At 45.9% G+C, this 12,813-nt stretch carries 8 protein-coding genes and 1 tRNA gene; 2 read left to right on the forward strand and 7 right to left on the reverse strand.

Features of this window, described 5'->3' with window-relative positions; translation table 11 throughout:
- Positions 1–186: 186 nt before the first annotated feature.
- The 7 genes from STSP1_RS02835 to STSP1_RS02870 form a co-directional block, all read right to left on the reverse strand.
- Positions 187–2,622 carry a glycoside hydrolase family 3 C-terminal domain-containing protein gene (locus STSP1_RS02835; protein ID WP_161491577.1) on the reverse strand — a complete coding sequence of 812 codons (2,436 nt, stop codon included), beginning with the start codon at positions 2,620–2,622 and terminating at the stop codon, positions 187–189.
- A 259-nt stretch (positions 2,623–2,881) separates the two neighbouring features.
- Positions 2,882–4,105, reverse strand: coding sequence for an IS4 family transposase (locus STSP1_RS02840; protein ID WP_085754774.1), 1,224 nt, complete (start codon positions 4,103–4,105; stop codon positions 2,882–2,884).
- A 230-nt stretch (positions 4,106–4,335) separates the two neighbouring features.
- Positions 4,336–4,560 carry a sulfatase-like hydrolase/transferase gene (locus tag STSP1_RS02845; protein ID WP_226997499.1) on the reverse strand — a complete coding sequence of 75 codons (225 nt, stop codon included), beginning with the start codon at positions 4,558–4,560 and terminating at the stop codon, positions 4,336–4,338.
- Positions 4,561–5,165: 605 nt separating this feature from the next.
- A complete protein-coding gene (locus STSP1_RS02850; protein WP_085756646.1) occupies positions 5,166–6,194 on the reverse strand; it encodes a uroporphyrinogen decarboxylase family protein in 1,029 nt (342 codons plus the stop codon).
- Between the two features lie 348 nt (positions 6,195–6,542).
- A tRNA-Leu gene (locus tag STSP1_RS02860) sits at positions 6,543–6,627 on the reverse strand.
- A 370-nt stretch (positions 6,628–6,997) separates the two neighbouring features.
- A complete protein-coding gene (locus tag STSP1_RS02865; RefSeq protein WP_085754906.1) occupies positions 6,998–8,086 on the reverse strand; it encodes a 3-isopropylmalate dehydrogenase in 1,089 nt (362 codons plus the stop codon).
- 540 nt (positions 8,087–8,626) lie between these two features.
- The gene (locus tag STSP1_RS02870) at positions 8,627–10,006 is read right to left on the reverse strand and encodes a GLUG motif-containing protein (RefSeq protein WP_085754907.1); all 1,380 of its coding nucleotides are present in this window, start codon (positions 10,004–10,006) and stop codon (positions 8,627–8,629) included.
- 180 nt (positions 10,007–10,186) lie between these two features.
- Here STSP1_RS02870 and STSP1_RS02875 point away from each other — a divergent pair, with 180 nt between their 5' ends.
- A complete protein-coding gene (locus STSP1_RS02875; protein ID WP_085754908.1) occupies positions 10,187–11,734 on the forward strand; it encodes a GspE/PulE family protein in 1,548 nt (515 codons plus the stop codon).
- 8 nt (positions 11,735–11,742) lie between these two features.
- Positions 11,743–12,273: a hypothetical protein gene (locus STSP1_RS02880; protein WP_085754909.1), complete on the forward strand. Its 531-nt coding sequence runs from the start codon at positions 11,743–11,745 to the stop codon at positions 12,271–12,273.
- Positions 12,274–12,813: the final 540 nt, after the last annotated feature.

The following is a 12,813-nucleotide window of genomic DNA, read 5'->3' on the forward strand; positions in this document are numbered from 1 at the left end:
AAAAATCGATTTTCAAATACATTCAAAGGTTTATATCTTAAGGAGTGCTATTTTTCTCTGCAGAGCAAAAAAAATTAAAAATTTTTCATACAGCGTAAAAAGGAGGCTATTCAAATAACGAATAGCCTCCCACTCGATCTTTTCAGTTAAATTAAAGCCTGCTGAAAGATTTGAGCATCTTCTTTCTTAGAATTCTAAGCTTCCCTCAAGCCTTATGTCTTTTGAAGAGCTGCCTGCCATAATCACAAACTCCCCTGGTTCTGCAATCCAGCAGTCGAGCTCTGGGTTGAAGAATGAAAAATCTTCTTTGCTGAGGGTGAATTGAACTGTCTTAGCCTGCCCCTTATTGAGAGATATTTTCTCAAAGCCCTTCAGCTCTTTGACTGGTCTTTTAAGAGAACTCTTTTTATCGTGGATATAGATCTGTACGGTTTCCTTGCCCATTCTTTTGCCGGTATTCTTAACCGTGAGGGAAACGTTTGCCGTGAACGGCTCTTCGCTGGTAATTTTCAGATCGGAATATTCAAAGTTTGTATATGAAAGCCCGTGGCCAAAGGCAAACTCCGGCTCAACGTCCATCGTGTCGTAGTAGCGGTATCCCACGAAAATCCCTTCCTTATGCTCCACCTCGCCGTTCTCGCCCGGGTATTCGCCGATTGCGAAGGCAGGGGTGTCTTCGAGTCGTTTGGGCAAGGTAACAGGCAGCTTGCCTGAGGGATTAACCTTGCCGAAAATAATATCAGCTATGGCTTCTCCGCCTCTCTGGCCGGCATACCATGCCTGAATCACAGAAGGCACGTCCTCAAGAAAGCCGCCCATCTCAACAGGCGAGCCGCCCACCATAACAACAATAGTATTCGAGTTCGCCTCAGTGATTGCCTTGATCTGCTCTGCCTGCCTGCCCGGGAGCTTCATATCCGGCTTGTCTTTGCCTTCTCTGTCGTATTCATGGCTCAGCCCCGCAAATACAACTGCCGCTCCGCAGCGGGAAGCCATCCGAGCGTCTTCCTTGAATATCTTGTTATGATTCATTTCTTTTCGCCAGAGCAGCTCAACTACAGAATCTTTCAGGCCGTTGTAATATTCAATTTTTATCTCACAGGTTTTATCTTTCTCAAGCCTGTACTTATCCGTTTCAAGCTGTGCGCCGTGGTTGCCCCAATTATCCACAACAAGCTCTCCGTCAATAAACAGCCTCGATCCGTCGTCGCTGTTGAGCCCGAATATATAATCCCCTGTTTCATCAACCCTCACAGCACCAGTCCACCTTACAGAGAAGTTCGTTTTGGGCAGTTTTTTTGCCGGCGATTTTCCCGTCCAGTTGAAATTTACCTGACTGTCAATTTGCACTTCAGCGTGGCTGCCATCGAAATTTTTGTTATCGTAGTAATGGCCGATTAGCCCGTTTTGATTGGATGATTTTGAAGTAAGCAAGTTTTTAGCTGGTATGGGCTTCAATTCCTGCTTCCCGCTGTAGGGCTTGTAAAGCAGCTCTGTATTGCTCTCTTCGCAAGCCATCCGCATACCCTCCAGCGGAGTGATTTCATAATCGCAGTGTATAGCACTGCTTCCTCCTCCTTCACTGTGAGTTTGATCTGCATTTATCCCAGTGATAAATATAGAGTCTAAGCCTTTCTTATCCAGCGGCAGGGCTGCTGGTGAATTTTTCAAAAGCACGATTGCCTCCCTTGCCGTCTCAAGTGCAATCTTTTCGTTTGCCTTTTTATCAAGCTTAGGTCTTTGCCGCTTGGGCGATTCTTTGAGAGCTCCAATTTCATAATGCAGCCTGAGCATCCGCCTTACCATATCATCAACCCTGCTCTCAGGGATCTCTCCATTTCTGCACCCTTCAAGAAGCGGCTCGCCGAGATAGTTGTTATCATTGCCGGGCATTTCGAGGTCGAGCCCGCCCTCAGCAGCATTAACGCTGTGAACAGCTCCCCAGTCGCTCATAACAAGTCCGTCAAAACCCCATCTCTCTTTAAGTATATCGGTTTGGATAAAACCGTTTTCTGAGCAGTATGTCCCGTTGAGCTTGTTGTATGCGCTCATAACGGTTAGCACATTCCCCTCCTGCACACTGGCCTTGAAGCCAGGAAAATATATCTCGTGCAGCGTTCTTAAGTCAACGTTTTCGTCTATACTGAACCTTTGCCTTTCCTGGCTGTTCGCAACAAAGTGTTTCACGCAGGTTGCAACGCCGGTACTCTGTACGCCCTTGATGTATGGAACAATAAGCTCTGATATGTGGTAAGGATCTTCGCTCATATATTCGAAAAATCGCCCGCAGAGCGGGTTTCGGTTGATGTTGATTGCCCCGCCCAAAATTACATCTCTCCCGGAAGCACCGGTTTCAGTTCCCAAGGCCTTGCCGTAGTCTCTGATAAGCTCTCTGTTCCAAGTAGCTCCAACAGAAATGCCTGTTGGGAAGTAGGTGTGGGCTTCATCCCTGTTAGGAAGGTGTTTTCTGTCTCTGTATCTAATTCCAACCCCGTGAGGCCCGTTTACAACTTCAAGCGATCTTATCCCGAGACGTTCTACTGATGCTGTGGTAAAGCGAGAAGCCCCATGACATAGTGATACCTTCTCCTCAAGCGTCATTTTCTTTAGCAATTTTTCCACAGTTTCCTCTCTGTGCAGGCTTGCTGATGCCATGCTGGAATTGATTGCCAATGCAAGAGCAATCAATAACAATAATTTCCACAGCCATCCCATAGGTCCATAGATTTATCGTTGAGGGCTTGTTTATTGTATTAAAACGCCCTTTTCCTGAAGGATTTCAATCACCCCAGTTTGCATTTTTTTGGCTATTGTTCAATTGTCAGTTATTTGCTCAATACTGCCCACTCTTTTTTCACCTCTTTCTTTGCGTAAAATCTTGCTACATATTAAAACCTGGCAAATAAGCCTGCTGAGGGCTTGCAACCATACGCGGTGAACCACGTGCTGTCCCACAGGCAGCCATAACGCTAAAAACATCCAGCCGGCTGAATAATACACCCCTCAGCAAAGTAAACAATCGACTGAATGTTCCTTTCCATTTGCCGAGGAAACCTATATACCGTATTAAAATATAAGCAAGCATTGCCGTCCATACTTGCCATAGAATCGCTTCTTGGCTATGCCCTAGGAAATCGCTTAGCTGCAAAGTCTGCTTTATTTGCTTGAAAAACACCTCTATGCCCCATCGGCATTTATATAGGCCGCAGATACTGCTCGGCGCCCACTGAGTATTGTTAGTGATAAATTTCATAAGCTTTTTCTCGCCGTTAACTTCCACATAAGCCTTAACCAAACGGAGCTGCTTCGGGTAGGCCTCATAGCTTTTCGGCATTTCAAGTTCAATTAATGCATCGTATTGGATATCACCTTTTGGTTCTGTATTCTGTTTAACAAAACGATATTTCATATTGTCTTTGGCTCTGGTAACCCAGAATAATTCTCGCCTGTCAAGATCAGCCAGATGCTTAAAATCCACGTAAGCCTTGTCAAAAACCGCTATTTCGCCGCTTTTAAGGTTCTGACAGAGCTGATAAGCCTCTGTCGAATCATGGGTTGAGGCTTCTTTTACAATAGCAAATTGAGGCAGGAATGTCTGGAGATTAAGCTGCATGTGGCACTTTGCAGCGGCTTTGCGTCTGCGATGTTTAGCCCAGTCAATACAGTTGGCTACAAGCTGAATCGTTGTTGAATCAACCGCATATATTGCTCTCTTAAAACGCCTTGGAAGGCCGGAGTATTTATGACCTCTGCCAAAATTAGGATGCTGGGCTTGGATATGGGACAGCACCTCCCAGAAGAGAGTCTCTGCCATACGAGGATCTCGAACCCTGTTTGCATGAGAAAGCCCATTCCTGCTTGGTGGGGTTGCACGGCGAATAGGAATCAAAGCTCCGGAATGATTACGCAATGTGTCGGCAACGTCGTTCAGCGAGAGGCTGTGAGCAATCTGGACATGAAGCATAGATACAATGTGAGACCAGCACGAAAATGTTCGTGATTGCTTGTCAATACCGTAAAACCGGGATAATTTTGAAACAAGATAAGCAGGAATATATTGGCATATCTGCTTGAGAACTGTATATTGATGCTTAGCGGGTGTCATGAGTTACTCCTAATTTTTGGTTAGTTTGTTGAAATTAGTGTAACTCATACCCCGCTATTTTCAAAGAAACATCTTATATTTTGTTCTTCTATGGGATGGCTGTGAATAATTTCTTAAATCCTTTAATCATTGTCATCTTGAAAATCCTTAAAATAGAGTTAAAAATTGCGATATTTCTGTTGCTAAAAAGTTTCAATGGGACCTTTCAGCGTCTTTACTTCTCTTATAGATTATATTGTGCCTAATGTTTCTTCTTTCGGTTTTAGTCCACGGTTTACGTGCGGGAAAAGGGCCTTGGATATTCCAACCCGCGGGTGATAGCAGCCTGTCATAAGAGCCGCTCTTGAGGGGCTGCATACGCTCTGGGATACGTGGAAATCGGTAAATCTCATCCCCTCAGCGGCCATTTTGTCTAAGTTGGGGGTTTCGAAGCCCTCTGCTCCAAAACAGCCCACGTCTTCATATCCCTAATCATCTGTGAATATTACAACAAAATTCGGCAGTTTCTGCGCTGCAGCGGCTGATAAGCTATCTGCAAGGCCGCCGGCGCGTTTTAGAAAATTTCTTCTGATGAAACGTTTGATATAACGCCCTTTCTTTTCAAGCTGTTAAACAGCAAAAATTCATTGAAAGCGTTTTTAATCTACCCACAATACTATAAAGCAAAGCTCCGCTAAAGATAAATTAGTAAAAACATTTTCAATAACGATTTTCAAATATATTCTTAGGTTTATATCTTAAGGAGTGCTAATTTTCTCGGCTCTTCCGAAAAACGCGTAATTAATTTCAAAAAGAAGGATCATCCGAATAATGCGTACTTTTCATTGCGGAAGTTGAACAGTCTGAGTTTGAAATATTGCTTGTCTCTGTATCCATAAGGCTTTTTTTTGCAGGGTTCATATTTTAGCAGCTTTCATTTTGCCGCTGCTTATTTTATGTTCATACCAGTTAAGGATATGGTTTCTCCAACCTCTTATCCTATTAGCCCTGATTTCTCACTTAGGGGTAAAAAGTGGGTTTTTGCCCCCGTCAGAGGGGTTGGTCTGTCGCCAAAGATTCGTTATTTTTTGAGCTTTTCGTTATTGAAGCCATCCTGATTCTTTGCTTCATCGATAAACGCAAGCATATTTTCAAGGCAGGTGTCTCCTTCAACGGCATGGGAAGGAGAGAAAATATAACCGCCTTTCGCCCCGGCCTTCAAGAGCCTTTGCGATTCAATCACTACATCCTCAGCGGTTCCGCAGGGCAGTGTTTTCTGCATTGAGAGTCCGCCGAAAAAGGTGAGCCTGCCCCTGTATCTTTCCAGTAATTCAAAGATATCCATAACTTCCGGCTGGAACGGATTAAAGCAGTTCACTCCGGCATCAATCAAGTCGTCAAAAAGCTCGTCAACGTCGCCGCAGGAATGTATGAAAACGTATTTGCCCTTCTCTCTCGCTGCCCTGTACATCCTCTTGAGATGTGGAAGTATGAATTCTCTCCAGAATTTCGGCCCCATCTGCAAACCCTGCTGCTGTCCCCAGTCGTCCCCGAAGTAAACAGCGTCTATGTCATATTCAGCGGCTTTTTCAAGCTGGGCAATGTTGTAGTCGGTTATTTTCGTGAATAACTGGTGCACGAAGTCTGGATGGTCGAGAAAATCCATCATCAGATTTTCCATGCCCCTCAATGTCCATGCACGTTCGTAGAGGGAAAAGCCTATTTCAAACAGGCGGAAACAATCGGAGTATTTCGAAATCAAATTTTCGATATTTTCAAAGAACCGTTTGTCCAGCGGATCGGGGAATTCGTATCCTGAGAGGCTTGGTTCTTTTAACACCTGTCCGCACACTACGCCGATATCTTTATCAACGCTGCGGTCCCATTTTACTCCGAAAACATCTTGATAAATCCCGCCGCCGAGCTCTTTAAAAAAGCCTATATCACTGCCCAGCCTGACAATATGATTATCTGCGGCTTTATCTATATCTTCTGTGCCGAAATGCTCCACAAGAAGCTCATTTGCTTCCTGAGTAAACTTGTAAGACCACGGGACATACGGAGGGGTTTTGCCTTCAAGAACAGTTTTTACTACATCTCTTTTGTTCATCACTTCTCCAAAATCTTCTTCTATCATTAATTGAAACTGCCAGAATCAGATCGTTCATTGCCTAAAGCATTAAGATGCGTTTTTCAGTGCTTCAGCTTTTCTCTTGCCTTGCCGCAAGGCTGTCGCAGAGTTCGTTGTTTTTATCGCCGCTGTGCCCTATAACACATTTCCAGTGTCTTTCTCGCAAGCATATCCCCCGCCCCTCTTCCAGAAGGGTGTTTTTTGCGGGCGTGATTTCTTTTGCCTTTCAGGCAGGGCAGGAGATTAACGCCGTCGAAAGGCTTGCCGAGAATCTTGCTCCCCTGCTAATGATTGTAATAAAACCCCTCTCACGGGGTCAAAAAAAGGTGCCGGAGGTGGGACTTGAACCCACACCCTGTTAACCAGGAAAGGATTTTGAATCCTTCGCGTCTGCCGATTCCGCCACTCCGGCAAGGAAAGTGCATAAAGATAAGTAAAAGGGTGATTTATGTCAAGCAGTATTAACCGGATCAAAAGAGAAAACCGCGGACAGTACGCATTGCACGGATTTCACAGATTTTCTGCGGCAACCAGCGAGTGGTAAGAAGATTTGCCGCACGCCCCTTGCTACAAAAAATCTGCGTAATCAGTGGATGAAATCAGTTTCGCCTGTACATGCCCACAAAGCCCTCAAAAAAAAACCTTGAATCCTTCGAGAACTTCGAGGTTTAGTAAGGAATTTTCTTACCACGAATTTTCTGTAGGATAAACGGTTAACTGTACCTATAAAACCCAGCAGAGAATGCCCTGCTGGGCTGCTTCTATTTTCCCGCACCGGATTATCACCCGCTGGTGATTTTTTCTGCTATCATATCGCCCGCTTCGCTGGTGGAACAGCCCATCTTGCCGGCTGCCATGCTCTCGAATTTTTCGGCCGTTGCCCACTTCACCGCATTTTCGATATCCTCGCCTGCGCTGCTTTCCCCGAGCGTTTCGAGCATCATCGCCCCTGAACATATTGCAGCAAGCGGGTTGATTTGGCCGAGTCCGGTAAATGCGGGGGCAGTACCGCCGATCGGCTCAAACATACTCACGCCTTCAGGGTTTATATTCCCGCCAGCGGCTATTCCAAGCCCGCCCTGAGTGGCTGCGCCGAGGTCTGTGATGATATCGCCGAACATATTGCCCGTAACCACTACATCAAATATCTCGGGGCACTGAACCATATATATGCAGGCCGCATCAACGTGGTAGTATTCCCGCTTCACATCGGGATACTCCGCCTCGCCGATCTCGTTGAATGCCCTGTCCCAGAGCCCGTAAACATAGGTGAGCACGTTCGTCTTGCCCACTAATGCAAGTGTATTATGCTCGCCCTTGCCTCTGGATTTTTTGCCGTTCTTACGTGCATATTCAAAAGCGAATCTCAGGCATCGCTCCACCTGAAAACGTGAATACACATTAGACTGCACTGCCACCTCATTCGCAGTGCCTGTGAGGGTGTTTCCGCCTGTTCCGGTGTACACCCCGCCTGTGTTCTCACGAACCACAACATAATCTATCTCATCAGGCCCCTTGCCTTTAATCGGGCTCTCAACGCCCGGATAGAGCTTCACAGGGCGAAGGTTTATGTACTGATCGAGCCCGAATCTCGCCTTCAGCAAAACTCCCTTCTCAAGAATTCCCGGGGCGATATCAGGCCTGCCGATTGCTCCGAGCAGGATTGAATCATAGCCCTTGAGTTCTGTGAGAGTTTCATCGGAGAGGGTTTCCCCTGTCCTGAGATAACGCTGCCCGCCGAGATCAAATTCGGTTGTCTTTATCTCAATATTGTGCTTGGCTGCCGCCGCCTGCATAACCTTAACAGCCTCCGCTGTAACTTCCGGGCCTGTCCCGTCGCCCGGGATCACTGCAATATTCAACTTGTTCATCTGTTTCTCCAATGATTTTGTGTGTTTAATTTGCCGCAATTATATATGCAAATTCGATTGGTGCAATAATGACTGCAAAATAAACGCCGCCCTGCCGGCAGAGAGCCTACCCTCATTTATGCACCTCTTCCCTCCAATGTAAATTTGATTTAAAACATCGGAGGAAGCGGAGTAATCGGAGGAAGAGACTGGTATATTATATAAAAAAATCTGTGGATTATATATATTTCCTCTGCGTCTGTCCGCCTGCGGCGTATAGATTCAGCTTAAAAAAGCTTTGCCAAAAAATAATGCTGCACACCACCGCCCTGCCGGGGATAACTGAGCAAGGAAAATGACAGCCCAATGATTGAGCAGGCTCAGCGGGATTATTTCTCTATTTCACCGCTAAGGGCTCGTGCGGGCAATGGACTGACGGCAAGCTTTCCCTGCAGTTAAAGAGAGTCCACATCACTGTGAAGGTTTGCTCTGATGTAAATTCAGTTTCAGGCCTCGAACCAATCGATTAAACAAAGCAATGCGGCATCAGTTTTGGCAGTTTTATCCCTGCCAGTATGAGGCAAGGGCAGCATAATCTTCCAAGTCCACCATGCCGTCTTCGTTTATATCAGCGGCATAATCGCCTGCAAGGAGCCATTCATCTGCCATCATTGAGAGGTCATCAAGATTCACTTCTCCGCTGCCGTCTATATCGCCTTCAATATCATACCCGAAAACCGCCAGCTTCGGATAGCTCCCCGGGAGCATAATCCAGATCTGATCGTCGCCGTCTTCGCTTGAAAAATCCCAGCCTTCAGCGGTAAATGTTGATTTAGACTGCATTTGAGATGTGGTTTTGCCCTCCGCTACGCCCACAGTGCTGTAAACAGGGGTATAATCAAAGGCTTGAGTATAGGCCTTGTCTTCTCCTGAGGTCTGCGTATCCCAGAAGCAGCCTGAGATATCGTCTTCATAGCTGCATCCTGCAATTGCCGCACTTGAGAGGCAATCGGCAGTTTCGCCGGCAGAGAAGCAGTTTTGTATGCTTCCGTAATTGAATCCAACAAGAGCTCCCGTTTCGCAGCCAGTTCCCGTAAATGCAGCATTTGCATTACCAACAGCATAGCAATCCGAAACAATTCCGCGGTTTTGCCCTACAAGAGAGCCCACTATTGCGTATCCGGTAACGTCCATCTCAGAATACGATTGCGTGATAGTGCTGCTTCCGCCTGCATAGCCTACGAGCCCGCCGGTGTAGGTGTTGCTGCAGGAAAGCGTTCCCGCTGTGTAACAGCCGGTAACTGTGCCGTTGTAGTTTTCGCCGATGAGCCCGCCGGCATCGGTTGCCGAACCGCTAACAAGGAGAGTTGAATAGCAGTTTTGAACGAAGCCGTGGTTGCAGCCTATAAGCCCGCCAAGGTTATTGCCGCTCGCTGAAACGCTCCCGCCGGTTGCGCTGCAGCCGATTACATTGCTCACCTCGCTTGGGCTGCTTCCTGCCAGAGCACCCACATAATCATCTCCCGAGACATCAACATTGACAAGCTTGACGTCCATAATCAAAGCCTGCGAATCAATCTTTCCGAAAAGCCCGAGATATTCATCCTCCTCGCCGCAGTCTATTGTAAGCCCTGATATTTGGAAGCCTGCGCCGTCAAAGCTTCCGATAAAGGGCGTGCCTTCGTAGTTTGAGCTCCAATAAGACGCTTCATTCGGGGAAATAACGGCTTCATCGTAGGTTGTGGTGGATAGATCAATATCGTTTACGAGAATGTAATGGGCTGCTGGAGAATTGGTAACCGCTTCCAGATCGGCCTTAGTTGAGATTTGATACGGGTCGGAAGAGCTTCCGCTTCCTCCTGCAAAACCAAAAGACAGACCTGCCAGTGAGCAGAGTGCGAATTGAACGCAGATTAATGAAACAACAACTTTATTTTTCATTATTACAACCTTTCAATATAACAACGTTTTACTTGTATAATACCATTTTAATCTCAAAGATTAAACTTTTTTTCAAAATATTTAGTTCATTTCAAAAAAAACTCAATATTATTGTTTAAAATTTCAGGTTTGAAAATATAATCTGGAATAATTAGAGTTATTTTATGCAGGGTTCAGGATATGGAGCTTGATTCAGTATTTATAAAGATACAGCTTATAAAAGGCGTTGGTTTGTGCCTTTGGTTTTATTTGTGCGTAGTGCTGGTTAAACACTTCAGCGGACATATTTTTATGAAAAACAGCTTCCAGCCTATCATAAATGCTGTTTCGCTGGTGTTAGGGCCTCTTTCCCTGTTTGCTGCATTTTCTGTGCAGTTTGCCAGAAGAGCCTCAAAGAAAAACCTCTCTCTCTGGGATGCGCTCTGCAAGCTTATCAAAGGAACTTTCTGGGGGAAAGGTCTGGACGCAGAGCTTAGTGATGAATCTCTCATTGCAGCGGACGATATAGATATATTAGACAATACAGGCAAAAGCATTGAGGCTGTTTACGGGAACAACACATCCCGCTCTGATACTGCTGTAGCCCTTTTGAGCAAGCAGATTATAGCCGATGCGATACAATCAGCCGCCAGCGATGTGCTTTTAGACCCGTCCGGCACAGAAGGCTACACAGTGAGGCTGAGAGTTGACGGGAAGCTCAGGCTCAGCAGAGAAATGAATACCGAAGTTGGGGCTGCTGTAATAAACTGCATCAAGGCAGTTTCGGGTATGGATATTTCAGAAAAGAGAAAACCGCTTGACGGGGCTTTTACCGCAAAAGTGAAGGGAGAATCCGCTTCTTTCAGAGTGGCCACTGCCGGTGTTGTTAATGGGCAGAAAATGTCTATAAGGCTGCTGTCTTTGTTTACGGGCAGACTGGAGCTTGAAGAGGTTGGTTTCAAGGAGAAGGATCTTGTCAGAGTTAAAAATGCTTTAAGCAAAAGCTCGGGTATGATTCTGCTCTGCGGACCTACCGGCAGCGGAAAAACAACAACTATGTACGGAATGCTCTCAGCAATAGACAGGGTTGAGAGGAACGTAATCACGATTGAAGACCCCGTGGAACACAGCCTTAAAGGCGCAAGCCAGATAGAGATCAATCCGAAGGCAGGAATAAATTTCGGCGATACTCTCAAAGGCATACTCAGGCAGGATCCGGATGTGATAGGCATAGGCGAAATTCGAGACCCTCTCACCGCACAGACCGCTGTGCAGGCCTCTCACACGGGACACCTGATTATAGCCTCAATGCACAGCTCTGACAACTTAACCGCCATAATGAGGCTCAAGGAGCTTGGCGTGGAAACAGGACTCCTTGCGAGCAACATATCGCTGATTATTTCTCAGAGGCTGGTAAGGAATCTTTGCGATGACTGCAAGGAGCCCGGGAAGCTAAGCTCTGAAAAGCTTCAGGTGCTTCAGAAAAGGCACATAGACACAGAGCATATTATGAGTCCTGTGGGCTGCGAAAAATGCAGTTTTACGGGGTATAAGGGAAGAACGGCTCTTTTTGATGTGCTGGAAATGGATGATGAAACAAAAAACCAGATAGCAGATCTTGCAGAAGTTACAAGGGAAAACCTTATTGCGGCCTCCTCCGGCAGGATGAAATCGAAAATGAAAAAGGAAGCCCTCAAGAAGGTTATCAGCGGTGAAACGTCTTTTCAGGAAGTTAAAAGTTATCTTTAGAGGCATTTATGTTGGTTTTACTGGCTTTAACAGCGGCAGCTGCGGGAATACTAATCTCGCTGAAAAAGAATTTTATTTCAGTATGGCTGCACAGTTTCAATGTGATAATATCAATCCATCTGGCTATATTGATTTTAGGTCTGCTCGGGAGCATAGACAATTCATCACTCAGTACAGCAGCGGTGAAAGGGGCAGCCCTGCTGGTAATATCCAGCGTGATTTTCGTATTTCTCACCTTTGCCGCCAAGCTCCTGCTGAGCAATATGGCAGAAGTGAACCTCCCAACGATGCTGGAATTTACTGTTAAGCCTCTCGCCGCGGGTTTTGCTGGATGGATGGCTTTCTGGTTTATTATTTTTGCAGCCGCCACTATCGCCTCAGACTCAATCCAAGCCTTCGAGGAAAAAACCGTTAAAACCAGTCAAGCCGCCTCAAAGCAATTATCCGCCTGCGAAAGCCTGGCAAGAGAAATCTCGCTGTGCGAAGATGAGAAGGTTTTACCGGAGATAATACAATGGATTACCGAATCTGAAAATTAATCAGCAAATACGGCTCAATTGATCCCCCGATTTAAAATACGCAATAAAAGGGTGTGCGACAATTTTTTTGGGCAAAGCTTTTTAAAGCTGAATCTATCCGCTTGTTCCGGCCCGCCTACGGCGGGCCTCCACGTGCGGCTCGGTTTAAATGTTCGCCTCGTAAAATCGCTGCGGAATACTAACGACAATCAGAGCCACGCATGAAGTCCGCCTACGGCGGACGAAATAAGTGGACAAAAGGCAATGAGAAGGCAATAGGTATAAGTTTTTTCCACCAAATTTTCACGCTTCGCAGGCAAGGCGCTCGCGCAGGTTCGCCTCTACTTGCCAACAAAACCAGCAGACAAAAAATCCTTAGCGAGTTTTCCGCCGCAGGCGGACTGGCTCAGTAATATAGATAGCAATAAATTCTACAAAGCATTGCAGCATAATGATTTGCATTTTGTAAAAAAATATTGTCGCACACATAAAAGGGATAAAGCTAAAATACACTTGTTTATGAAGCTGGATTATGTTAGTATAAATTACAAATACAAAATA

The sequence above is a fragment of the Sedimentisphaera salicampi genome (genome assembly GCF_002117005.1).
Taxonomy (GTDB): Bacteria; Planctomycetota; Phycisphaerae; order Sedimentisphaerales; family Sedimentisphaeraceae; genus Sedimentisphaera; species Sedimentisphaera salicampi.